This window comes from Shewanella sp. 4_MG-2023 (assembly GCF_030548015.1).
Lineage (GTDB): Bacteria > Pseudomonadota > Gammaproteobacteria > Enterobacterales > Shewanellaceae > Shewanella.
The window spans coordinates 89,074-113,575 of sequence record NZ_JAUORL010000013.1 but is presented as its reverse complement, the minus strand read 5'-3'; the positions used below and the strand labels follow the sequence as shown (position 1 = coordinate 113,575).

At 42.4% G+C, this 24,502-nt stretch carries 23 protein-coding genes and 1 pseudogene; 14 read left to right on the top strand and 10 right to left on the bottom strand.

The features are described from left to right. Positions 1–1,045 precede the first annotated feature (1,045 nt). Together Q4546_RS09560 and Q4546_RS09555 are read left to right on the top strand one after the other, a co-directional pair. Positions 1,046–1,297: a YkgJ family cysteine cluster protein gene (locus tag Q4546_RS09560; protein ID WP_102435385.1), complete on the top strand. Its 252-nt coding sequence runs from the start codon at positions 1,046–1,048 to the stop codon at positions 1,295–1,297. 32 nt (positions 1,298–1,329) lie between these two features. Further along, positions 1,330–1,785, top strand: a complete 456-nt coding sequence (locus Q4546_RS09555) for an Rrf2 family transcriptional regulator (RefSeq protein WP_102435383.1) — start codon at positions 1,330–1,332, stop codon at positions 1,783–1,785. On the opposite strand, the gene Q4546_RS09550 is transcribed toward Q4546_RS09555, so the two are convergent. From Q4546_RS09550 to gpmM, 4 genes are all read right to left on the bottom strand, one after another. Then, positions 1,760–2,512, bottom strand: coding sequence for a divergent polysaccharide deacetylase family protein (locus tag Q4546_RS09550; protein WP_303446165.1), 753 nt, complete (start codon positions 2,510–2,512; stop codon positions 1,760–1,762). The genes Q4546_RS09555 and Q4546_RS09550 overlap by 26 nt on opposite strands. Positions 2,513–2,522: 10 nt before the next feature. After that, positions 2,523–3,725 carry a S41 family peptidase gene (locus Q4546_RS09545; protein WP_102476993.1) on the bottom strand — a complete coding sequence of 401 codons (1,203 nt, stop codon included), beginning with the start codon at positions 3,723–3,725 and terminating at the stop codon, positions 2,523–2,525. Positions 3,726–3,835: 110 nt separating this feature from the next. Next, positions 3,836–4,969 (bottom strand): murein hydrolase activator EnvC, encoded by a 1,134-nt coding sequence (locus tag Q4546_RS09540; RefSeq protein ID WP_198589350.1) that lies wholly within the window; start codon positions 4,967–4,969, stop codon positions 3,836–3,838. A gap of 10 nt (positions 4,970–4,979) precedes the next feature. Next, positions 4,980–6,512: a 2,3-bisphosphoglycerate-independent phosphoglycerate mutase gene (gpmM, locus tag Q4546_RS09535; RefSeq protein WP_102476992.1), complete on the bottom strand. Its 1,533-nt coding sequence runs from the start codon at positions 6,510–6,512 to the stop codon at positions 4,980–4,982. A 377-nt stretch (positions 6,513–6,889) separates the two neighbouring features. Between gpmM and Q4546_RS09530 the strand changes: the two genes are divergently transcribed. The 6 genes and pseudogenes from Q4546_RS09530 to Q4546_RS09505 all read left to right on the top strand — a co-directional run. Continuing rightward, entirely contained in the window at positions 6,890–7,324 is a 435-nt protein-coding gene (locus Q4546_RS09530; RefSeq protein ID WP_076541491.1) for a rhodanese-like domain-containing protein, read from the top strand. Between the two features lie 131 nt (positions 7,325–7,455). Then, positions 7,456–7,944 carry a protein-export chaperone SecB gene (gene secB, locus Q4546_RS09525; RefSeq protein ID WP_102435374.1) on the top strand — a complete coding sequence of 163 codons (489 nt, stop codon included), beginning with the start codon at positions 7,456–7,458 and terminating at the stop codon, positions 7,942–7,944. A 3-nt stretch (positions 7,945–7,947) separates the two neighbouring features. Further along, complete coding sequence (gene gpsA, locus Q4546_RS09520; RefSeq protein WP_102435372.1) at positions 7,948–8,964, top strand: NAD(P)H-dependent glycerol-3-phosphate dehydrogenase; 1,017 nt, start codon at positions 7,948–7,950, stop codon at positions 8,962–8,964. A gap of 161 nt (positions 8,965–9,125) precedes the next feature. Further along, complete coding sequence (locus Q4546_RS09515) at positions 9,126–10,310, top strand: NAD(P)/FAD-dependent oxidoreductase (RefSeq protein ID WP_303446164.1); 1,185 nt, start codon at positions 9,126–9,128, stop codon at positions 10,308–10,310. Between the two features lie 303 nt (positions 10,311–10,613). Continuing rightward, positions 10,614–12,803 carry a methyl-accepting chemotaxis protein gene (locus tag Q4546_RS09510; RefSeq protein ID WP_303446171.1) on the top strand — a complete coding sequence of 730 codons (2,190 nt, stop codon included), beginning with the start codon at positions 10,614–10,616 and terminating at the stop codon, positions 12,801–12,803. A gap of 199 nt (positions 12,804–13,002) precedes the next feature. Further along, a pseudogene (locus tag Q4546_RS09505) lies at positions 13,003–13,566 on the top strand (aminoacetone oxidase family FAD-binding enzyme); the annotation flags it as partial. Positions 13,567–13,602: 36 nt separating this feature from the next. Here the strand turns inward: Q4546_RS09505 and Q4546_RS09500 are convergent. Further along, positions 13,603–14,574 (bottom strand): LysR family transcriptional regulator, encoded by a 972-nt coding sequence (locus Q4546_RS09500; RefSeq protein WP_102476501.1) that lies wholly within the window; start codon positions 14,572–14,574, stop codon positions 13,603–13,605. A gap of 250 nt (positions 14,575–14,824) precedes the next feature. On the opposite strand from Q4546_RS09500, the gene Q4546_RS09495 reads away from it, so the two are divergent. Further along, positions 14,825–15,409, top strand: a complete 585-nt coding sequence (locus tag Q4546_RS09495) for a C40 family peptidase (RefSeq protein WP_303446163.1) — start codon at positions 14,825–14,827, stop codon at positions 15,407–15,409. 110 nt (positions 15,410–15,519) lie between these two features. Continuing rightward, positions 15,520–16,053 (top strand): molybdopterin adenylyltransferase, encoded by a 534-nt coding sequence (gene mog, locus Q4546_RS09490; RefSeq protein ID WP_102531651.1) that lies wholly within the window; start codon positions 15,520–15,522, stop codon positions 16,051–16,053. Positions 16,054–16,125: 72 nt separating this feature from the next. Here mog and Q4546_RS09485 read toward each other — a convergent pair whose 3' ends face one another. Then, positions 16,126–16,305, bottom strand: a complete 180-nt coding sequence (locus tag Q4546_RS09485; RefSeq protein ID WP_102435901.1) for a hypothetical protein — start codon at positions 16,303–16,305, stop codon at positions 16,126–16,128. A 164-nt stretch (positions 16,306–16,469) separates the two neighbouring features. On the opposite strand from Q4546_RS09485, the gene Q4546_RS09480 reads away from it, so the two are divergent. Beyond that, a complete protein-coding gene (locus Q4546_RS09480; RefSeq protein WP_102476500.1) occupies positions 16,470–17,474 on the top strand; it encodes a GlxA family transcriptional regulator in 1,005 nt (334 codons plus the stop codon). Between the two features lie 164 nt (positions 17,475–17,638). Here Q4546_RS09480 and Q4546_RS09475 read toward each other — a convergent pair whose 3' ends face one another. Genes Q4546_RS09475 through Q4546_RS09460 form a run of 4 tightly spaced genes read right to left on the bottom strand, consistent with a single transcriptional unit; the run spans position 17,639 to position 21,181 of the window. Further along, the gene (locus Q4546_RS09475; RefSeq protein ID WP_303446162.1) at positions 17,639–18,772 is read right to left on the bottom strand and encodes an ABC transporter permease; all 1,134 of its coding nucleotides are present in this window, start codon (positions 18,770–18,772) and stop codon (positions 17,639–17,641) included. Beyond that, positions 18,772–18,894: a hypothetical protein gene (locus tag Q4546_RS09470; protein WP_277869075.1), complete on the bottom strand. Its 123-nt coding sequence runs from the start codon at positions 18,892–18,894 to the stop codon at positions 18,772–18,774. The genes Q4546_RS09475 and Q4546_RS09470 overlap by 1 nt, the downstream gene beginning before the upstream one ends. Next, positions 18,894–19,628, bottom strand: a complete 735-nt coding sequence (locus Q4546_RS09465; RefSeq protein WP_102435907.1) for an ATP-binding cassette domain-containing protein — start codon at positions 19,626–19,628, stop codon at positions 18,894–18,896. The genes Q4546_RS09470 and Q4546_RS09465 overlap by 1 nt, the downstream gene beginning before the upstream one ends. 2 nt (positions 19,629–19,630) lie before the next feature. Next, positions 19,631–21,181 carry an alpha/beta hydrolase gene (locus tag Q4546_RS09460; protein ID WP_303446170.1) on the bottom strand — a complete coding sequence of 517 codons (1,551 nt, stop codon included), beginning with the start codon at positions 21,179–21,181 and terminating at the stop codon, positions 19,631–19,633. A 664-nt stretch (positions 21,182–21,845) separates the two neighbouring features. Between Q4546_RS09460 and Q4546_RS09455 the strand changes: the two genes are divergently transcribed. The 3 genes from Q4546_RS09455 (at position 21,846) to Q4546_RS09445 (ending at position 24,500) form a co-directional block, all read left to right on the top strand. Next, positions 21,846–21,980 (top strand): hypothetical protein, encoded by a 135-nt coding sequence (locus Q4546_RS09455; RefSeq protein WP_303446161.1) that lies wholly within the window; start codon positions 21,846–21,848, stop codon positions 21,978–21,980. 119 nt (positions 21,981–22,099) lie between these two features. After that, positions 22,100–23,893 (top strand): long-chain fatty acid--CoA ligase, encoded by a 1,794-nt coding sequence (locus Q4546_RS09450; protein WP_303446160.1) that lies wholly within the window; start codon positions 22,100–22,102, stop codon positions 23,891–23,893. A gap of 196 nt (positions 23,894–24,089) precedes the next feature. Then, entirely contained in the window at positions 24,090–24,500 is a 411-nt protein-coding gene (locus tag Q4546_RS09445) for a thioesterase family protein (RefSeq protein ID WP_102476496.1), read from the top strand. Positions 24,501–24,502: the final 2 nt, after the last annotated feature.

Below are 24,502 nucleotides of genomic sequence, written 5' to 3'. Positions count from 1 at the left end.
GCCAACATTACGATAAGCCCTGCTAGCAATAGCAGGGCTTTTTCGTATCTGTTATTTAAAGAATGAATAATAGTGACCTGCTAAAGTAGTTTGCTAAAGCAGCGGTAATTCAGTTGCTTAGACGCTTGATTAGAGATCAACGGCCTGTCACGCCGGGGGCGAGGGTTCGTCTCTTGATAAGAGTAAGTCCGCTCCGCCAACATTACGATAAGCCCTGCTAGCAATAGCAGGGCTTTTTTGTATCTGTTATTTAAAGAATGAATAATAGTGACATGCAAAAGTAGTTTGCTAAAGCAGTGGTAATTCAGTTGCTTAGACGCTTGATTAGAGATCAACGGCCTGTCACGATGGCGGCGAGGGGTCGTCTCTTGATAAGAGTAAGTCCGCTCCGCCAACGTAAAGACGAAAGCCTATACAGCAATGTAGAGGCTTATTTCGTTTTAGAAATGAATGAATTGTCAGCGAGAAAGCGAAAGTTCAGCTGTGTGAATCTGATAATGTGATTGTTATTAGAGACTGTCGACTCGTCACACGCTAAGACGCACTGGTATAACTCTTGATAAGAGTAAGTTATCTGCGGCAACATAAAGAATAAAGATCAAAGCCTCTACCGTAGTGATTTAGTGCAAGGTAGAGGCTTTTTTAGTTCTGGAATTTAGTTTTTATTTACTCAATATTAATGCAGAAGTAGAATATTCGGTTGGTCAGGATGTTTTTAGAAACTGCCGACCTATGAGACGTTCGAATTTCAAGATCCAAGAATTAAGGTTCTATTGCAACATGCAGACTTTTTGTTTTTAGCAAATTAAGAAAGTTTTTGGCTTATTGCATCAATCTTGTCTAAATGAAAGTAAAGGCTTTTTGTCATTATGGGTAAAGGCTTTGACTCTTTAACTCTAGTCAATACAGATACAAGTAGTTTCGATTGTACCCAAAACTCACATTTTTAAACAAAAGATGCATTTAATGTACTTTTTTTGATTTAGATGTTTTTATATTAGTGATGAGTAAGATATATTGCTCTTTTAAGCAGGTAGGTGGAAGTATGGATTGTCGTTTAGGTTGTGGTGCATGTTGTATTGCTCCGTCAATTACCAGTCCAATACCCGGCATGCCTAACGGTAAACCTGCAGGGGTTCGCTGTATTCAGTTAAATGACGATAATTTGTGTAAGATTTTCGGCGATCCATCAAGACCTGCTGTTTGCGCAGAATTTACCGCGACAATGGATGTTTGCAGTACATCAAATGAGCAAGCATTGATTTTGATTACTGAGCTAGAAGCTTCAACGTCTTAGTATGTACCTTTAATTAGTTTGGATATGACTTTATGCAACTGACCCGTTATACCGATTATGGCATCCGTATTTTAATGTACCTTGCTGCACAGCCAAAAAGAGAGACTTTATTTCGTATTGCTGAAGTCACGGAAGTCTTTGAGCTGTCTTCTAATCATGTTGCAAAGATTATTCATCATCTGGGTAAGCTAGGTTATATACAAACTTTACGTGGTAAAAGTGGTGGGTTTAAATTAGCAGTGAAGCCTAGTGACATTAATCTTGGTCAGCTTGTTGGTGAATTAGAGCCTTCACTGGCCCCTGTTAATTGCAGTGAACCCTATTGCCGCTTTACGCCAGCATGTAGTTTAAAAGGTATTCTTGCGAACGCAGTTGCTGCATATATGAACGTGCTGAATGACTGCACTTTGGCTGATATCGTTAAGAATGCAGATGAGTTAATGGATACCTTACCTGATTTATCTATCTCAATACTTGAACTGAACTAGTGGCTTTATTACTGATCATTGTTACGGGCAACAGCTTTGAAGTATGGACTAGGCTAATTCCTTCGGCTTCTAAGCGATGTAAATTTTGATTCAAAAAGTGCACTGTTTCAGGATATGGGTGTGCTATTACAACAATATTTTCATCGTTTTTTGCTTTTAGCATGATCAGCTTAAATTGTTTCTCTAGTGCCTGCTCACTGACATCGTTATCTAAAAAAATTTGTCTGCGTAATAATGGCACCTCATGTTGCTGCGCCTGCTCACTGGCAACACTAAAGCGGGTTGTCCTGCTATCGACAAAATACAAGTCCTGCTCTTTTAAGCTTTGCATCAGCCAAGTCATTGGGCTTTCAAGTTGTGTGAGCAAACTGCCCATATGGTTATTTGCCCCTTTAGCATAAGGGATATTGGCAATAGAATCTTTTAGCTGGTGTTTTAACTCTTGCTCATCCATTTCATTCGTTAAACCACCTTGGCCTAGGTTTTTACCATTGAGTGCCTGCATGGGAATATGCAGCATAATTTCATTGCCACGCTGATGGCCTTGCTTTGCAAGTTGCTGACCTAATGGAGTATGAGGTATTACCGAAAGGGTAATGCCGTTTGGTAAAGACAAAACCGCCTCATCGGTTTGACGATAACCAATATCGTCAATGATGATAGCGATTTGGGTTGCTTGAACTGGAGCCGTTAACAGTAAAGCTAAAAGTATCAATATATAGCGCACAAAGTCTGCTTTAATTATGAGTTGTTATCCATGCAATAGCGGAAGAAATTTGACCATCCTGTGGTTCATCATATTGCGCTGTAGTTTGTTCAATTATATCCAGATAATCTGTTTTTAGGATAGCATCATTTGATATTTTAATGTCCGGTTCAATGCCTTTAGTGTGAATGTCGTTACCATCTGGCGTGCTATATTTTGCAATCGTGAGCTTTATAGCGTTGCCCATATCCAGCATGGGGATCAAACTTTGCACCGTACCTTTTCCAAAGCTGGTTTCTCCCACTAGCGTGGCGCGGTTATTTTCTTGTAATGCTGCAGCCAGTACTTCTGATGCCGATGCTGAGCCCTTATTAATAAGTACTACCATAGGCACGCCTTTAAATATGGTAGGTTGCGATGCATAGTAGTTTTCATTTGCATCGAAAAAACGCCCTTCAGTTGAAACAATTAAACCTTTTTGCAAAAACAAATCAGCAATACTGATGGCTTGACTGAGTAGCCCGCCGGGATTGTTTCTAACATCTATAATAAGACCTTTTAATTGCTGTTGTTGCCATAGTTTAGCTTGGTTAATAATGGCATTGGTAGCGTCTTCCTGAAACGAGTTAAGTTGTATATAGCCGATATTATTATCAATAATTTTCGCATTAATTGATTTAATATGAATTAGCTCAGGGGCGAGATTAAATAGAAGTGTTTCGTTAGCTTGGCGCTCAATGGTGAGTGTTATTGGTCGCTTGTTGATACTGTGCTGCTTAATCTCGGTAAGTACATCGGTTAAATTGGTTTGATCAATCAGGGTGTCGTTAAGTTGCAGGACCTTATCGCCAGGTTGAATATTAGCGCGGGCCGCAGGTGAGTTGGCATAAGGAGTAATGATAGTGATTTGGTTGTCATCAGTTGCCACTTCAAAGCCGAAACCAAAGTACTGGCCATTATTACTGTCATTAATGCTTTGATAATCGCCAGTATCTAAAAAGCCTGAATAGGGGTCTAGTTTATTGAATATTCCTTCGATGGCGTATTCAATTAAGTCTTCACGGTCTACTTCGTTAAAGTAATAGGTATGAACCGTATCGATGACATCAAGTAAGAGTGAGTAACTGTATTCAGATTGGGTTTTATAGTGTTGCTCTGAACTGGATAAGTTCAATGAAAATGCAACGCTAACGCCTAATATGAAGCACAAGAAATAACGTGTAATTTGCATCATAACTGCCCCTTAGATACCTTGCGGTATTATTAGGGCGTCGATTGTTCAACGATTAAACCTACGGAAGGTTTGATAACCGCCAAAGATTAAATTACTTTATTATTAGCGTGTTATCGACAATATCTCGCTGGGTTAATGGCTTGCCCTTTGTGTCTTATTTCAAAGTATAGGCCAGATTCTGTTTGTCCGCCTGAACTCCCAACAAGTGCAATGGATTCTCCTTTTTTAACGGTTTCGCCAGGTGGAATAAGTAATGACTGCGCGTGACCATATAAACTCATATAGCCTTCGCCGTGATCGATTACCATAACCATACCAAAGCCTCGTAACCAGTCTGAATAAATAACGGTGCCGTGAGCAATAGCGGTGATGGTTTGTCCTTCAGGAGCGGCAATTACCGCACCTTTCCAGCTGATTTGTCCTGAGCGGCTACTGCCAAATTTAGACGAAACTCGTCCTTTAGTTGGCCATTTTAATTTACCGCGCAGCTTGGCTAAGCCATCCATTGAGGGGCTATTTTTGGCCGCCAGCACCGCTTGTTCAATAAGGTGTTTTAAGCTGGCTTCTTCAATTTGTAGTTGTTCAAGCTCTGCGCCTTTGCTGGTCAAGGTGCGTTGAATTTGTGCTAAGGTTTGTTGACGTTGTGATTGTTCTTTAGCGAGTTGTTTAGCCTGCTTTTGTTGCTCAAGAATTAAGGAATTAAGTTTTTGCTGTTCATTAACTTGCTCAACTTTAACTAGCTCTAATTGCTCAATAGTTGTTTTTAAACTGGTAATGGCTTTAATACGGGCATTATTAAGGTATTGATAATACGCTAACATCCGCTCAACTGTGGCAGGGTTTTGCTGGTTAAGCATCATCTTTGAATAGTCATGGTTACCGGCAAGGTAAGCGCTAGATAATTGTTTAGATAAGGTCTTTTGCTGCGTAACTCGCAGTGTATCTAAGTTGACTTTTTCAGCATCAAGTTCGCGAAGTTTAGTATTTACCGCAGACAGTGAGTTTTGGGTTTGATTAACTTTTTGAGCAGCATTAGAGATAGCTTGCTCATCTCGCTTTAACAACGAAATGAGCTTTTCTCGTTGACGACTGGTGTCCTTCAAAGAGCTTTGTTGTTGGTTAATCTGAGCCTGAATAGATTTCAGCTCTGATTGACGCTTACCAAGATCGGCACTTTGAACTGATGATGTCAGTATCACCAAGCCAGCAAACATGCTGGCTTTAAACAAAAGTCGTTTTTTCACGAGTGGCTAGTTACTCTTTGAGTTTAATGATTGAACGGCCGGTCATTTCCTGCGGCACTTCTTGTTCCATCAAGGTTAACATAGTCGGCGCAATATCGCTCAATCGTCCACCTGCATCAATGGTGGCTTCACGGCCTACATAAATGAAAGGTACCAACTCACTGGTATGGGCAGTATGAGCTTGACCCGTTTGTTCATTGGTCATTTGCTCAGCATTACCATGATCGGCAGTAATAATGCATTCGCCGCCGACTTTCGCTAGCGCCTCTACTACACGACCAATACAAGCATCGACTGCTTCACAGGCTTTAACCGCAGCATCAAATTTACCGGTATGACCGACCATGTCACCATTTGGATAATTACAAATAATCACGTCATAGTCAGTAGACTCAATGGCAGCAACTAATTTATCTGTGAGCTCGGTTGAGTTCATTTCAGGCTGCAAATCATAAGTTGCCACATCTGGCGACTTAATTAAGGTGCGATCTTCGCCTTCAAATGGCTCTTCTTTGCCGCCATTAAAAAAGAAGGTCACATGGGCATATTTTTCTGTTTCAGAAATACGCAGCTGTTTTTTACCCTGTTTTTGTAAGGTTTCACCTAAGGTATTGACCAGATCTGTTGATGGAAATGCCACCACAGCGTCAATGTCATTAGCATAGTTGGTTAGCATCACGAAGTTGATTGCAGGGGTAACTTCACGTGTAAAGCCAGCAAAATCGGTTTCGACAAAACAACGAGTGATTTCTCGGGCGCGGTCAGCGCGAAAGTTCATGAAGATTAACGCATCGCCATCAGCTAAGCTTGCGGCCTCACCTATGGTCGATGCAGCGACAAACTCATCGTTTTCATCACGTTCGTAAGCGGCGTCTAATGCCGCAACTGCGCTTGGGTAATTAAAGTCACCTTTACCTTGAGCAATTAAGTTGAACGCTTTTTCAACTCGATCCCAGCGGTTGTCGCGATCCATGGCGTAGTAACGACCAATCAATGAGGCTACCTTACCGTGACCCAAGCTTGCAAATAACTCATCAAAATGGATCAAAGAGTTTTTTGCGCTACGAGGTGGGGTATCACGACCATCTAAAAAGGCATGTAAATACACCTTAGTGGCACCGCGCTCAACCGCCATGCGGCACATGGCTTCAATGTGCTCTTCATGGCTGTGAACACCACCTGGCGACATTAAACCCATAATATGCACAGCGCCATTATTGGCGATAGCTTTATCGATTGAAGCGCACAGTGCCTCATTTTGATTAAACTCATTGTCAGCAATGGCTTTGCTAATGCGGGTAAGCTCTTGGTAAACAATACGGCCAGAACCAATATTGATATGACCCACTTCTGAGTTGCCCATTTGACCGTCAGGTAGGCCAACATCCATACCTGATCCGGAAATTAAACTGCTTGCATATTGGGCGGTTAACTTATCTAAAACTGGAGTTTTCGCATGAAAAACCGCATTTTTATGCGTATTTTCACGATGACCCCAGCCATCTAAGATAAGTAATGCCAGTGGACGTTTTGGTGTCGTCATGGGAGTACCTTTAAGTTTTAAAAGAAAAAGTTTTAAGAGAAAGCTAAAATTTTAATGGTATGGATATTACTTCTTTTTCAGCTCCTGAAAAAGAAATTTACCTTTGAAGAGCGGCTCAGTAGAGGCAATTTACGATGAATAGCTTGCCCAGTCACAATCCCGTGCAAGATGAATAAGGCTCAATAACAACACATTTAGTCAAAAACCTGTGAGCTATTGCCCTTAGGATAGTAAGCAAATGCAATGTTTCGTCGTTAAAGTGCTGCCCATGGCACAGTAGAGAAGATGATTAGGCTTGAATTTGCTGCATTATAAAGATGCAATCGGTATACTCTGTGGCTTATTAATTTTAGCCATTTTTAAAGTAGGCAGAGAAGATGCAAGAATATATCGAATTTTTTCAAGCTAACCCTGTATTAAGTATCGCATGGGTTGGTTTATTTGCTGCAGTTGTGGTGATGACCATTAAATCAGCAACCTCAAAAGTGAGCAACGTCAATACTCAAGAACTGACCATGCTAATGAACAAGCAAGGCGCTAAAGTTGTTGATGTGCGCTCTCAAGACGATTACCGCAAAGGTCACATCGTTGACGCTATTCATGTGCCATTAGCAGAAATCAAAAATAATAAAGCGACTGCCCTTGAAAAGTTTAAAACCAGTCCCATTATTACTGTATGTGCTGCTGGAATGACATCTTCGCAAGCTGCTCAACTTCTTGTCGCTCAAGGGTTTGAGAATGTTCATAACCTAAAAGGCGGTATGGGTGATTGGCAAGCGGCAAACTTACCTGTTGTTAAAGGTAAGAAGTAAGATAACAAACTGGTAAGACCCAATTTACCGGGATGGTCTAAAATGTTGTCTAACGGCCACATTTTAGCGACAAGCCCAAATTTACGATTAGCTTCGCAGAAGAGCTAAAAAACATTTGAAGGTAGGAAATCATGGCTGAAGTAGCAAACAACGAAGAGCAAGCACCACAATTCAACATCCAACGCGTTTACACAAAAGATGTGTCTTTTGAAACGCCAAACAGCCCAGAAGTTTTCCAAAAAGAATGGAATCCAGAAGTTAAGCTGGATCTTGATACTCGTAGCAACAAGCTATCTGATGATGTTTATGAAGTGATCCTTTCTCTAACTGTTACTGCACAAAATGGCGAGCAAACTGCTTTCTTATGTGAAGTTCAACAAGCGGGTATCTTCTCTATCACTGGCTTAACTGAGCAACAACTTGCTCACTCTTTAGGTGCTTACTGCCCTAACGTACTATTCCCATACGCACGTGAAACAGTAGGTAACTTAGTTTCTCGTGGTACTTTCCCACAGCTTAACCTTGCTCCAGTGAACTTTGATGCACTATTTGCACAATATGTTCAACAGCGTCAGCAAGAAGCTGCTGCAGCACCAGCTGCTGAAGAAGCAAACGCATAATATATGAATAACACTGCTGAAATTGCGGTTTTAGGGGCGGGGTCTTACGGCACCGCCCTTGCCATTTCTCTTGCAAGAAGTGGCCACAAGACCTTACTTTGGGGTCATGAGCCTGAGCACATGACCGCGTTAACTAACGATCGCGCCAATAATGCCTTTCTACCAGGGATTACCTTTCCTGATAGTCTTGAAATTGAAGCCGACTTAGCCACCGCACTTGCTGCCACTAAAAATGTATTGGTTGTGGTGCCAAGCCATGTGTTTGGTTTAGTACTGCAACAGGCCAAGCCTTTGCTACGAGATGATGCACGCATTGTCTGGGCGACAAAAGGTTTAGAGCCTGAAACAGGTCGATTACTGCAAGATGTTGCTCTTGAGCATCTTGGGGATAAATTTCCATTAGCAGTATTATCAGGCCCAACCTTTGCAAAAGAACTGGCTGCAGGTATGCCAACAGCAATTTCGGTAGCGGGCACCTGCCCAAGCTTCACTAATGATTTAGTGGAACTACTGCATAGCCCGAAACGTTTACGTGTTTACGCTAATGATGATTTTACCGGCTTACAATTAGGTGGCGCAGTTAAAAACGTTATCGCAATTGGCGCTGGCATGTCTGATGGCATTGGCTTTGGTGCCAATGCACGCACCGCATTAATCACTCGTGGTTTGGTTGAGCTAACCCGTTTAGGCGTTGCTTTAGGTGCTGATGCTAATACCTTTATGGGTATGGCAGGCCTTGGTGACTTAGTACTAACTTGTACCGATAACCAATCACGTAACCGTCGTTTTGGCTTGGCATTAGGTAAAGGCTGCGATGTCGATACTGCTCAAGACGAAATCGGTCAAGTGGTTGAAGGCTATCGCAACACCAAAGAAGTTTACACTTTAGCTAAACGTCTTAATGTTGAAATGCCTATCACTGAGCAAATTTACCAAGTGTTATATCAAGGTAAAAGCCCAACAGATGCCGCTAAAGAGCTACTGGGTCGAGACCAAAAGTCTGAAACCATTAGTGAATAGCTAAAGGCATGTGTGTAAGTGTGAATGCGACTAAAAGGGTGCTAATATAGCGCCCTTTTTTGTGGCTTAAATATACCGCTTGCTAGCTGATTAACGCTGTCGAGTAGGCAGCGTAAACTGTCACAATAATCGCCCCCAATCATTTTAAAGAGAGTAAGCTTGTGAAACATCATGACGTGATCATTATTGGCGCTGGCGCAGCAGGACTCATGTGCGCCTCTACTGCTGGCTATCGAGGTCGTGATGTTCTAGTGCTAGATAATGCTAAGCAAGCAGGCCGTAAAATTCTCATCAGTGGCGGCGGTCGTTGTAACTTCACTAATCAAAAAGTGGAACCTCACAACTTCTTGTGTGGTAACAGCCACTTTGTAAAATCTGCCTTAGCACGTTACCGTTCAAGTGACTTTATCGAGTTAGTTGAGCGTCATGGCATTGAATATCACGAGCGTGATCATGGGCAGTTATTTTGTAATGACTCAGCTAAAGAAATTGTCAGCATGTTAATGACAGAGTGTGAATGGGCTGGCGCGCAAATACAGCTACGCACTGAGATTGTGTCGGTCACCAAAAATGATGCTGGGCAGTTTGCAGTCGTGACCTCAAACGGTGAGTTTAGTTGTGAGTCACTGGTGATTGCCACGGGCGGCTTATCAATGCCCAAACTTGGCGCATCACCTTACGGTTACAAGCTTGCAGAACAATTTGGACTAAAGGTGTTACCGACCACAGCAGGCTTAGTGCCGTTTACATGGCATACGGAGCAAAAAGCGCGTTTTGAGCCTCTGTCGGGCATTGCGGTGCCAACAACAATCACGGCAGAAGACGGCACTCAGTTTAGCGAAGCATTGTTATTTACCCATCGCGGCTTATCAGGCCCGGCAATTTTACAAATTTCAAATTACTGGCAAGCAGGCCAAAGTATTAGCATTAACCTGTTACCCAATGAGTCAGCGAAAGATAAAATCGAGCTAGCGCTTGCAAATCACCCTAAGCAAAGCCTACGTAACACCATCAGCCAATGGCTACCAAAGCGCTTGGTTGAAGCGTTATTTGAAGCAGCACTGCTTGATAAAGCCTTAAACCAGTTAGGCCACGGTGAGCGTGAGCAAATAGCACAAGACCTTAATGAATGGTCAATCGTGATGAACGGTACCGAAGGCTATCGCACTGCTGAAGTCACCTTGGGTGGCGTTGATACTAATGAGTTATCATCTAAAACCATGCAGTCTAGCAAGGTTACTGGATTGTACTTTATTGGTGAAGTGATGGACGTCAGTGGTTGGCTCGGAGGGTTCAACTTTCAATGGGCTTGGTCGTCTGGCTTCGCAGCTGGGATGGCGGTTTAGTGTCCCTTTGAATGAAATTGATGGCGACTTTTCATCATCAGATTTTCCCTCAATTGCCAATGACTTGTTCGATAGGTTAGTTGCACATCTTGTGCAATTTTGCCGTTTTAATACTGCTGTTATTTCACATCAATCTAACCCGAAGCCGTTCAGGGAAGTCTTTAGTTTGTCTGATTTTGGCCTCTAATTAATAATTTAGTCTTTGCCACGTTAACCTCAGTATTTTAGGGTTTTATACTCGTAAGTCTTCCAACGTCGCTGTTTCGCATTCTTTCTTCTCATTGTTCGGCTCTGTAACGTTTGATGTCTTTAGGTTGCGCTTGTTTGCTAATGGTTTCGCATCGGGGTTTGATTGGTGTGTGTGGTGTTATTTTGTTTGGTGGCTCAGTGTTAACGTTATGCTTTTGTTTGGTTTTAGTTGTTGTCGGTGCGACAATTGCCTTTATAACAATAGCAATAACATTTGGCTGCGTAATGAAACTTCAAAAGAAACTTCTGTTTTCATTCTTATTTTTATCACTTTTACCCACATTAATCGTTGGTTTTTTATCAAATAGAATTGCTAGCTCTGCAATAGAGCAGCAAGCATTCTCTCAATTAGTTGCTGTAAGAGAAATTACCAAGTCACAAATAGAAAATTATTTCGCAGAGCGGCGAGGAGACATGGAGGTGCTTAGGAGCACAATTGAGAAGACCTTGAATTTCGAGTCTACTGAAGGGTTAAGAGCGTCATCAATCACGATGCATGAGTATTTTGATAATTTCATCGAATCTTATGGCTATTATGATTTATTTCTAATCAATGAGTCTGGTTATGTCTTCTATACGACAAAGAAAGAAGCTGACTATCAGACGAATCTAATAACCGGTATATACAGTGACTCAGGCCTCGGAGAGTTATTTCGTACCGTTCGCAGCAGTCAAGAGTTCGAGATGGCTGATTTTAGGCAGTATAGTGCTAGTAATAACGAACCCGCGAGTTTTATTGCCATACCTATAAAAAACCTAAAGGGGGAGTCAGTCGTAGTTGCGTTACAGCTATCAATTCAATCAATTGATGCCATTATGCATCAGCGGGCTGGAATGGGGAACTCTGGTGAGAGCTACCTTGTTGGTAGTGATTTACTAATGCGATCCGATTCATTTTTAGATCCTGTCGGGCGATCAGTAAAAGCGTCATTTGCTGGGAATGTTGAATTTAATGGAGTAAACACAGAAGCAACTCAGAAAGCATTAACGGGCATTACAGATGAAGAACTGATTGTTGATTATAATGGTAATCCAGTTCTATCAGCTTATACCCCCCTTTCTATCAATGGTATCAACTGGGCATTGATATCAGAAATAGATGTCGATGAAGCGTTCAGTTCCATTTATAAACTTAACTGGTTAATTGGAATAATTGTTTCTTTTTTCATATTACTAATAAGTGTGATCGCTTTTTTCATCAGCAAATCAATTACTGGCCCTCTTGGAGGTGAACCTTCTGATATGAGACATATTTCAGAAGCGATCGCGAAAGGCGATTTAACCATTCAATTTGATGATAGTCGAAACACTGATAGTGTTTATGGTGCAATGAAACTCATGGCTAATAACCTACTAGAAATAGTGAGTAAAATAGTCGATAACAGTAGTAGTTTGGCGAGTTCAGCAGAAGAAACAAGCGCACTTAGCTTACAATCAACAACTAGCCTTGAGCAACAAAAAGAGAGTATTGAACAAGTAGCAACAGCCGTTGAGCAAATGACAACAAGCGTAAATGATGTTGCTCAAAGTGCCTCTAGTGCTGCAGTTTCGGCGCTTTCAGCTCAAAATAGCTCTTTTAATGCCAATGAGAAAGTTATTGTGACAATTAAAGACCTGTCAGATTTAGATAATGAGATTCAAAGTGCAAGTGAGGTTATTAAATCATTAGAAGCTGACTCAAAAGAGATTGGTTCGGTGTTAGATGTCATTCGTGGCATTGCTGATCAAACGAATTTACTAGCACTGAACGCTGCGATTGAAGCTGCAAGAGCTGGCGATCAGGGGCGCGGCTTTGCTGTTGTTGCTGATGAAGTTCGCTCGCTTGCCTTGAAAACTCAGGATTCAACAAAAAACATCGAAGTAATGATAGCCAGGCTGCAACGTGCTTCTAATGAAGCTGTTGCTGTGATGGGTGTAAGCCGTGAGGTTTGTAGTCGTACTAGGTCTAATGCGCAAGATACCGCTGAAATGATCAAGTCTGTCAACGATGAGATTGGGAGTATCACCCAAATGACTGAACTTATCGCGGCTGCTGTAGAGGAGCAATCATGTGTATCTAACGAGATTAGCTTAAATATTACTTCAATTAGCGATGTAGCATATGAGAATTCAGCTGCAGCAAGCCAAGTATCATCTTCAAGTGAAGAAATAAGTAAAATAGCTTCTACATTAGCGACTCTTTCTGAGCAGTTTAAGATTGAAAGAAATGGTACGTCAGCCTTATCTAATCCAGGTATACGTTAGTTTGGGTCACATCAAAATATAAAGTCGGTATCTTATTTCATTCTGCGCATAGATATTTTTATGGGTTTGGCGGCTAAACTCGCTTCAATCAAATACAGCTAAATTACCTGATGCCTTTACAATGGTCAGGTAATTATGATTTAAGAATTTGGAGCTAGCTGCTAGGAGTTAGAGCGATGGGGCTAGATGTTTACGCGGTGTTTCGGGTATTGCGGTGCCATCAACAATCACGGCAGAAGACGGCACTCAGTTTAGCGAAGCATTGTTATTTACCCATCGCGGCTTATCAGGCCCGGCAATTTTACAAATTTCAAATTACTGGCAAGCAGGCCAAAGTATTAGCATTAACCTGTTACCCAATGAGTCAGCGAAAGATAAAATCGAGCTAGCGCTTGCAAATCACCCTAAGCAAAGCCTACGTAACACCATCAGCCAATGGCTACCAAAGCGCTTGGTTGAAGCGTTATTTGAAGCAGCACTGCTTGATAAAGCCTTAAACCAGTTAGGCCACGGTGAGCGTGAGCAAATAGCACAAGACCTTAATGAATGGTCAATCGTGATGAACGGTACCGAAGGCTATCGCACTGCTGAAGTCACCTTGGGTGGCGTTGATACTAATGAGTTATCATCTAAAACCATGCAGTCTAGCAAGGTTACTGGATTGTACTTTATTGGTGAAGTGATGGACGTCAGTGGTTGGCTCGGAGGGTTCAACTTTCAATGGGCTTGGTCGTCTGGTGTGGCGGCCGGGATGGCGGTTTAGCTTGTTTATCGCGCCAGAGCAGGGTAAACAAGCTCACTACTGCAGCTGGGTATTTTCATAGCAAGCCTGATATTCAGCTAGGTTCGTTGTCATCACCTGAGTTAACGCATCTGTGAACTCTTGCTCATGGGAATCATGGTATTGCAATGAATGTAGTGGTACTTTCCATTCATGCATGATCTTAATATTTTTATTATAAAAGTCAGTTATATCAACCAGTTCAATATCATCGCGTTTTTCACCGATAAAGTAGGGAAATATCGTTGATGCCAAGCAAATATCATTAGAATTTACCACTTTTTCAAATGCCATAAATAGGCTTGAAGTCATTAAGCTTACCTCGGGTTTCTGGTTAACTTTTTGCGCGCAAAGTTCAAAAAGGTCATTCAAGTCTGCAATGGGACCATTATTGGTTAATACCAGTTTGTGATTAAAAATGGCCTCCATGGTGATTTCATTTTTCAAAATAGGGTGGTTCTTTTTGACGGCTAAAAACCAATATTTCACCTCAGCTAACGTGCTAATTTGGACATTTTCCTGCTGACGAGTACGAGTGCCAAAAGCGTAATCAATTTTACCTTGGGCAATATATTGTTCAACGTTGTCAGCCCAGGGGTGGATGTCAACGGTTCTAGATATGCCTAAGTCTTGATTAACCTGTTCAATGGCATCAAGAATAAAGCTCGACATATGCTCTGGCGCAGCGATATGTAGCACTTTCTGCTGCAATGGCTGCCTGTTTGCAACCTGGGCCATTTCATCGTAAGCGGCAATGATGGCTTTCGCTAAAGGGTATAGGCGCGAGGCCATGGCGTTGGGCTGTAAGCCATATTGCTTTCTGATAAACAGTTCATCATGGATAACTTCACGCATGTTGCTTAGCGCTCGGCTTATCTTAGGCTGAGTGCTATTGAGTTTCTCTGCCACTATGCTGCCATTTTTAAATTCGAATAAACCGATCAGCACTTTTAACGTAAAATAATCTAGTCTTGACAGTTGTTTTTGCATAGTTTTTTACCAAGTGAGCCAGTCTGGATGAGTAAGTTAGCATAATATGTAGCTGCTAAAGTGTGCTTAAATCACACAAATACCTAAATAGGGGTATGTTTTGGGGTTTGTACGATCTATTTCTCATTATATTCAGTTAGATACTGCATTAATTTGAGGTGCTTGTTGTTGGTTTGTTCTGGTTTGGTGACGTTGAGGTTTAAGATGCTAAACTTTTATCTGCCTTGTTGGTCACAGGGGGCTTTAATTAATGAAAACCATTCCCAATACGCAGATAAAGCGTAAAAGTATTGATAGTTTCCTAGATAATGGCGAGTTAGTAGCGGAATACATCACAGAGGTGACTTTGTACAAAAAAATCCTTATTGCGTTTATTGCACTTGTCATTAGTGGTTGTGCTGCACGTATTGAGCAAACTGCTGGCAATGGCATAGCTGTCGATGGGTATAGCGTAATGACTGATGCTCAACGATGGAATGAAGCTCGTTTACTGCAATTTCACCAGCAGTGGCAGGGCACACCATATCGATTAGGCGGATTAACCAAAAAAGGCTTAGATTGTTCTGGTTTGGTGTATGTGGCTTATCAAGATCTCGTGGGGCCCAGTATTCCAAGAACTGTGCAAGGTCAAACAAGCTTAGGTACTCGCATTGCTAAAAGTGACTTACAAAGTGGTGATTTAGTGTTTTTTAAAACCACGGGCAGTGGACGTCATGTTGGGGTGTATTTGTCTGGTAATCGCTTTTTACATGTATCGACCAAAAAAGGGGTGATTATTTCCAGTATGGATAATGTTTATTGGAAACCGCGATACTGGTTTGCTAGTCGTATTTAACACCGTTTCGCTATCTGTTGATCAATCTCTCCGCTATGGCAGATAAATTATGTTATTTTAGCCTCATCTAAGTCGTTATTGTTTATGTGATCAAGTTTAAGGACCCAGTCATGACTAAAGCTAAAATCGGTATTGTTACTGTAAGTGATCGTGCCAGTGCAGGTGTATACGAAGATTTATCAGGTAAGGCCATCATTGCTGTACTAAATGAGTACTTAACCTCTGAATGGGAACCTGTTTATAAAGTTATCCCTGATGAGCAAGATGTGATTGAAGCCACCTTGATAAAAATGGCCGATGAGCAAAATTGCAGTTTGATTGTGACCACTGGTGGTACCGGCCCTGCTAAGCGTGATGTTACTCCTGAAGCCACAGAAGCGGTGTGCGATAGAATGATGCCAGGTTTTGGTGAGCTAATGCGCGCTGAGTCATTAAAGTTTGTACCAACGGCTATTTTGTCTCGTCAAACAGCAGGTTTACGCGGTGATTCACTGATTGTTAATTTACCAGGCAAGCCTAAGTCAATTCGTGAATGCTTAGATGCAGTGTTCCCAGCGATCCCTTACTGTATTGATTTAATGGATGGCCCATTCTTAGAATGTGATGAAGCGGTAATTAAGCCATTTAGACCGAAAGCTAAATAATGAGCTGAGAAGTTTGTTATAGCGATGAATAAAAACCAGCCGCGGCTGGTTTTTATGTTTGTAATCTAGCATTTAAGCCCCTTTTCGGAGGATTAAATTGGCACTGTAACCAGTAAATAACACCAAACTTGGTATGGCAACAAGGTGGGCAAATATATCGGGTTCAGTACTAAAGTTTAGCCAAAATAGTAATCCCCAGCTTATTAATAAATAGCCAATGCTGAGTGCGATATGTGGTATGTACTTTTTCATTGTAGTTTCCTTACTGGGTATTTCATTCACTAAGTTGTTACTGGCTGAGCTCCTCAATGACCAGCTTTAAACTTACCTCTATCAGTATAAAAACTAGACAATCCGTTCGTAAGTGTCATTATTGACAAAATCAGGGTCGATAGTGACATTGTTTGGGGTTTATCATGAAAAGGATTTACATTCTTGCTGCGGGTAATGTTGTCGCAGGTGGTTTAGTCAGTTTTCTCGATGTGTTCAGTTTCTGTAATAGTTATTGGCGGCGGATGCATGCCGAGGTGACTGAAGACTTATTCCATTGTCAGGTCATTTCCAGTGATGGCGAAAACGTTAAAACCACCCAAGGATTCGAAATTCCTGCCAAAGGCTTTGAGCATCCTGAAGATATTTTGCAAGCTGATGCGGTTATTTTGGCAGCCTCTTTTGTGACCAATCGGCAGGAATTTCAAGCGCTGTTAACCGATTTTGAGCCATTGTTTGCGCCGCTAGCCACCTTTGTGGAAAGTGAAAAACCGTTAGCGGCTTATTGTTCTGGGACACTATTGCTAGCGGCATCGGGGCTACTTAACCAAAGGCGAGCCACGACGGTGTGGTGGCTAAGGGAAATGTTTGAGCGCAACTTTAAAGAAGTTGATTTGAGTATGGATACATTCATTGTGTCTGATGGTCAGTTTCACACCGCTGGGGCGACTACCTCAAATTTAAGTTTGGCGCTGCATTTGGTATCAATGCTGGCTGGCGAGGAGTTGGCGCAACAGATGTCGAAGATATTATTGATTGACCCCAATCGCTCTCAACAGCCTTTTATGACCATGTCGATTAATCCTGAGCAACATAATGATGAGCTGATCCAAAAGGTGCAGTTATGGATGCAAGTAGATTTGAGTCAGCATTGGTCATTGGATGACATTGCCGATAAATTTGCTGTGGGTAAACGCACCTTAATCAGACGCTTTAAAAAAGCGGTTAATGAAACCCCAGCCAGTTATATGCAGCGCTTACGTGTGGATGAGGCGAAACGCTTACTGGAAACTACCGATCTTGCCATTGAGCACATTGTTCAGCGGGTCGGCTATGAGGATGTCAGTTCATTTAGAAAGCTGTTTATTCAACTCACCAGCTTAAGCCCTAGGGCATACAGGCAAAAATTTAATATGAATATCCGTTGGTAACCTTAATCTGGTTATTCATGATGACGAAGTCTATGACAATGACAGTCAATTAATCAGCTGCTTAAGTTCATTGCCTGTTTCGAGCAAACTCCTTGTAGATGATTGAACATGACTGGCTCGATGTTACTTGAGCCAGTCATGTTCAAATGATTAATTAACAGGCATTACAATCCAAAGACCACTTTTTCACTTTTAAGTAGTCGCTCTAACCCTAGTGCAAGGGCGATTGAAATCACTATGGTGGCAGCTGATGAAACTAACAGCTGCAACATAGGCACTTCACGGCCTTTAATAAACGCCATTAACGCTTGCTGCTGGCCTGAAACCGGAAGCCACTCAAGCACATCAGGGGCGATGTTATAACTGGCGGCCATGGATAATGCCAGCGGTACAAATAACACCATGGTTAAATAAGACTGGGCCTCTTTAAAGCTTTTGGCCATGAAAGACACAAACAGCTGCAGTGTTGCTGCCATAATCGCTAATGGGATGCCAATGAGTAGCATCAGCGCCATAAAGTCAGGCGAAATAGTGACGCTAAAGCCCAGCTGCTGCCAAGGCACAAAGGTATAAGCGAATTTAGAGACGATTAAAATCAAGATTAACCCCAGCAAGGCAAAGCAAGTAACTGCGATAATTTTGCCTAACACTAACTGGCGGGTGCTAATCGGGTGGCTTAACAGTAATGCCAGCGAGTTACGTTCACGTTCCCCCGCGCTAGTATCAATAGCAAGGTTCATTCCTGAGATAAACACCGAATAAATCATGGTAAAAATCGCAATGCCGAGAATAAAGCCGCCTTTTGAGTCGGGTGTTGCTCGATCTTCCACAATCACTTTAATCGGCTGCACTACAGCAGGATTAATGCCGCGGGCAATTAAGCGTAAGCTGCCCATTTCACCGCTGTAGGCTTGCAATTGCATTTCTACCCGGCGAATAGATTTTTGCAGTTTTTCATTGGAGTTATCGGCAATCAGAGTGACTTCAGCAGGCTTTGCAGCCGCCATTTGTGCAGCGTAATCAGCACTGATGATTAACTCAATGTCTTTGGTGTCGTTATCATCGCTATGGGTAATACCTTGATTATTTAAATAGCGTACTAAGTCAGGGGCATTGTCAGCATTGCTGATTTTAATGTTGAGATCTTCAGGGCTGGTAACCTGACCAATAAGCACCATGAACATGCCGCACATAAGTAATGGTGTACCAATGGCGTAATATAATCCCGCCATCACCGAACGCTTGTCACGCATTGCATCAATCAGTTCTTTTTGAACCATAGCTATCACTGTTTTCATTAGGCTGGCATTCCTTTGTCAGTATTGAAATCAAGATTGATCAATGCGGGGTTATTTGCTGGCTGCATTTTACTTTTGAACGGGATAAGTTCTTTTTCAATTATGGCTAATATGGTTTTCATTAGGCTGCGATCCCTTCGTCAGTTCCAATCAGTTTTATAAAGGCTTCTTCTAATGAGTCTTCGCCTGTTTGCTGGCATAACTCGGCAGGGCTACCAGTGGCAACAACCTTACCGTCGGCCATCACAATCACTTGGTCACACAGCGCGGCGACTTCTTGCATCACATGGCTTGAGAACAACACACAATGACCGGCTTCTTTAAGCTCGATTAGAATGTCACGCAGTAAGCGGGTACTCATCACATCCAAACCACGGGTTGGCTCATCCAAAATAATATTAGTTGGCTGGTGGACTATGGCCTGGGCTAATGCTGTTTTCATCCGCTGACCTTGGGAAAACCCTTTGCAGCGTCTATCGGCAATATCTTCTAGCTTAAGCTGTGCAATCACATTAGTGGTTGCTTGCTTAGCATCAGCTTTTGACATGCCGCTAAGTTGGGCAAAATAACTGATATATTCTCTAGGAGATAAACGCTCATAGAGGCCAAATGGATCAGGAAATAAGCCTAACTGGGCTTTGGCTTTAGTGGGCTCTTTGGCGACATCAATACCGTCGATTTCAGCATGACCTTCATCGGCAGCGAGTAAGCCAAATACTGTGCGCAGACAGGTGGTTTTACCTGCGCCATTGGGGCCAAGTAGGCCAGTAATATGGCCGTCATGGGCACTGAAACTTAAGTTGTCTAACGCTTGTACGTCACCAATTTTCTTCGAGAGATTAGATACGGTAATCATGATTATTCTTCCCCTGCTGGAATGGTTTCAACAGTATTGGCATTGAGGTAAAAGCTGCGGCGGGTGTCTTGTTCAAGGCATTCAGCATCGATATCGTCAATTGAACCTGACTTGACTAAATCGGCGATTAATTCATTACCACAGCTTTGATAAGCTACGCCGTGAGTTGCATACTGAGAGGTAAAATGTTTAGCATTGGTGAGCTTTTCGGTGGCCATATCGCCCCAACTTGGCGGTGTTGCTGGATCTAACTCACCTGATAATAAAAGCGTTGGAATATCACTTTCAATGGCGTCACTAAAGCTGTCATCTACCGCAGGAATTGCCCACACGTTACAGGTCGCTTCTAAGCCTTCGAGCATGGTTCTACTCATATAAGAGTTTTGCGCTTGCTGGCGTATATCATCGGTAATGCGGTGAATATCTTCACCACACACGACAGAAGCGTGCATGCCCATGGCGATACCTGTGCTATCAGCTGTCAGGGTGTAAATACCAAGTATTGGTTGGTAATTCCCTAATGCCGCTTGATGAATAGCATGAGGGATTAAAGCGCGAATATTGGGCATATATAACGCCATTCTGATAGCGCCATTATATTTACCGCGAGTGAGGGTAAAGCTGGCTATCTCATCGGTTTGTGGGTCGCGAGTTTGGGTAATAATAGGCGCTTTAGCTAGGGCTGAGTCTACTGTTTCAAACTCTTGCTTCAACTCAGGGAACTGCTGCTGACATTGGGCGTTTTGCTGGCAATCTTTAAATAATAAATCATAGCCACGGTCAATAGCGCTGCCAATGGCGATAACACTTTGCTGCATTGGCACAACGCCATCTAAGGTTACTGTGGCTATGGCTTGCGGGTATTCACGCATATAAAGCTGCGCCATGCGGGTACCGTAAGATACACCATAAAGGTGCAGTTTTTCATAACCTAAATGCTGACGCACGGCTTCAAAATCGGTTAGTGCAGTTAAGCTGCCATATTGGCTGACATCGGCATCAAGGTTATCAAGGCATTCTTGGGTGTCTTTGGTGATATCAATATCGTCATCATTAAAAGATAGCATCGACATATTGTCATCATCACAAGCCAGCAGGTTTGATTGGCCCGTGCCGCGCTGATCTATCAGTAATATATCCCTATCTTGGCGTACTTTGGCTAACATGCGATCAAAGCCCGCGGCATTTTCAATGGCCGATTGACCAGGGCCGCCTGCAATGGCGAGCATGGCTTGTTTTTTAAAGCTGGGCTTGATGGCTGGCAATACTGCGTAATGAACCGCAATTTGTTTGCCATCAGGTTTGGCTGGGTTTTCAGCAAGCTCAAGTGAGCCACATTGCATTTGCTCTGATAAACCATCGAGGTAGCAGCTAGATAAGATGTCGCTGTTACTTACTGCAATCTTGTTTTGACTAGCATCAGCCAAAGCGGCGCTACTAAGCCCCAAGCTACAGATGCTCATAGCAACGCTTAGACCAATACTGATGCTTAGCGCCGAAAGTAATAAAGACGAACGCTTTTTGCTGCCCACCTTTATTGGTTGGTTAACCATGTCTGACTCTCCTTGTGACATTAGTTGGTTGATGTTCATGACATCTTTCCTTTTTGCATTTCATGATGATTATGGATAAATCATGACTGCTTGCTTAAGTGCGACCGTCGTTAAGGAGGCTGGCAAAGGACCTCACAGTTAATCCGACGGCAAATTTTAGCTTTAATAAATGCTGAAAATCTCTAACTTGTAGCTTTAACTCGCACTGCGATAGCAGTCATGTTGTAAATTCTTAAATTGATTCTAAATAACATTGCTGTCAATTACTTAGAGTGTACTTATTTATAAGCTCACTATGAAGCTGTCAATTAAGGTTATTTGAGCATTATGACTTAATCACCTGTTAGCTACTGGCGGTGTGTTCACTAATTTATCGAACACGTGTCCAGTATTGTCTATGTACCTCAAGTGTATTTGTATTGCCAAATTTTAGCGCGAAACAGGGTTTAGCGGGTCCATTTTGTAAGCCTCAACAGCGCTTGTTAATGACTATAACGCGAATAATGAGGTTACTTTTTTGCTGGTAGTCGCTTTAAAGCCACAATATCGCAAGTTGTAAGGCTACATTGTCCGATGACAATTGTTAGATAAGTTGATCAATATAGTAAACCACAGCCAGTCGCTAATTATCATACTCATACAGCTTATATGGTTAGCGAGTGTCTTGTTGCAGTTACCAGAGCAGGGCGAGATTGAGGCAATATATTATTGCGGTGACATCGAGTTACTGGTGTTAATGGCTATTTTGCTGGTTATCAACAAAGACAAGTTATGGGAAAACCCTGTTACCCAAATGTAATAATCGCCCTAAAACTGTGAATTGCGCTTAATTTAGACTAAAAACGCTTATTATTCCTGATGGCTTGCAGTAGAATGCCCGCAAAAGCGGAACACTTGTAAGCTTAAAGGTGGTTAGTAATGTCTCTTGAAAAATTTCACTTAGTAAGACTGCTACAGCAGCAAAGCCAAGCATTAAAAGATAAAATCGCCCTCGAAGGATTTGAGATGGCCGCTCCATGGAATAAAGTTTCTTGGAGCCAGTTTGATACTATTACCAACAAAGTCGCACAACTGTTGATCGACTTTGGACTAAAAGCCCAGGACAAAGTTGTCATTGTGGCGCAAAACAGCCCCCAGTGGAGCTGTGCTGATATCGGCGCATTAAAAGCCCGTACTGTTGTCGTACCTGTATACCCAACAAGTACAATGGAACAAGCGGTGTTTATCGTTAACGATGCTCGCGCTAAAGTTATTTTTGCTGGTGATGAAAGCCAGTATGTCACCGCTCGTAAAATTCAAGCTCAATGCCCAAGTGTAGAGCACGTGATTGTATTCGACAGTCAAGTCGCATTAGTATCAGATGAGCATTTTCATTTTGATGACTTATTAATTTCTGAGACCTCGCCAGCAAGTGCAACCGAGCTAGAGTCTCGTTTATCACAAACCAGCCTTGATGATTTACTGACCCTTATTTATACCTCAGGCACCACAGGTGACCCAAAAGGTGTGATGCTGGATTACCGTAATATCGCTTCTATGGTTGAGCAGCATGATGCTGAAATCGCCTTTAAATCAGGTGATGTATCGTTAGCCTTTTTACCATTAAGCCATGTATTTGAGCGTGGTTGGACCTTCTACGTACTTTGCCGCGGCGGTCATAATGTATATCTAAATGACACCAACCGCGTTAAAGAAGCCATTGCTGCGGTTAGGCCTCATACTTTATGTGTGGTGCCACGCTTTTTAGAAAAAGTGTATAGCGCAGTTCATGACAAGGTGAATAGCGCCCCGGCAATCCGTCAAAAGCTGTTTAACTGGGCAATCGGTGTGGGTGCGCGTCAGTTTGAAGTAAGCCAAGGCCGTAAACGTGCCAGTTTCGCTTTATCTACACAGTGGAAATTGGCCAACAAATTAGTCTTTAGTAAATTGCAAAATGTACTGGGCGGACGCCTTAAATTTATGCCTGTGGGCGGCGCTGCATTAGATGTTAATGTCGGCGGTTTTTTCCATAGCATTGGCGTACCTATTTTATGTGGTTATGGCATGACAGAAACCTGCGCTACAGTAACCTGTAATACGTTAGATAACCGAGTATCGGGGTCAAACGGCAAGCCATTACATGCAATGGAAGTTAAAATTGGCGATAACAACGAAATTCTAATTCGCGGTGAGACGGTAATGCGTGGTTATTATAATCGCCCACAAGATACCGCAGAAGCTTTTGAAGAGGGTTGGTTAAAAACCGGTGATGCCGGCATGCTAGATGCTGAAGGTAACTTATATATTACCGATCGCATTAAAGAGTTAATGAAAACCTCAAACGGTAAGTATATTGCGCCGCAACGGGTTGAAGGTAAGGTCAGCTGTTGTCCGTTCATCGAGCAAGTGGCTATTGTCGCAGATGCGCGCAACTATGTTTCTGCTTTGATCGTACCTGCATTTGAGTCGTTAGATGCGTGGGCAAAACAGAAAGGTATTACTTACGAGTCGCCGCTGGAATTACTGCGTCACTCTCATGTGATTGAGCATTTTGAGCAAAGCTTAAAAGAGCTACAACATGAATTGGCTGGGTTTGAAAAAATTAAAAAATTCACCTTACTACCGGAAGCATTCTCGACTGAGTCAGGGTTAATCACCCCAACCATGAAGTTGCGTCGTAAGAATATTTATACTAAATATGACCGTGAAATTAATGCGATGTACGCTCGCTAGTACGGATTAAATCAGTACGGCAGTACGAATAAGTTACTGGTTTACATTTATTTCAAAAGGGAGCTGATAGCTCCCTTTTTTTGTGGCCATTATTTATAGGTGACTCAAACACGAAGGTCGCTTAAGCTATCGGCTGCCGAGTTTAAATCCGCTGGTTATAACAGCTTAAAAACAATAATAATAAAAGGACTTACCTGTGTCTGATACTCAATTTACCCTGAATCTTACGCCACGTTTTTGCGAAACCGATGCCTTAGGCCATATCAATAACACAGTGATCCCAGTGTGGTTTGAAGCGGCGCGTGAGCCGATTTTTGAGATTGTGAATCCCGGCCAAGATTTGTCGAAATGGAACATGATTATTGCTGGTTTTACGATAGCTTTTAACGCACCGACTTTTTATGGTGCTGAAGTAACGGTAAAAACCTATGTGAGCCGAGTGGGTAACAGCAGTTTTGAAATAGCTCAAAGCTGTTGGCAAAATGGTCGCCAAACAGCAGAGGCCAAAACCACTATGGTGCATTACGATTATCAAGCAGAAAAGAGTAAGCCGTTAACTGATGCAGTAAAAAGCCAACTAGCGCAACTAACTGGCCCTGCAGAGTAATC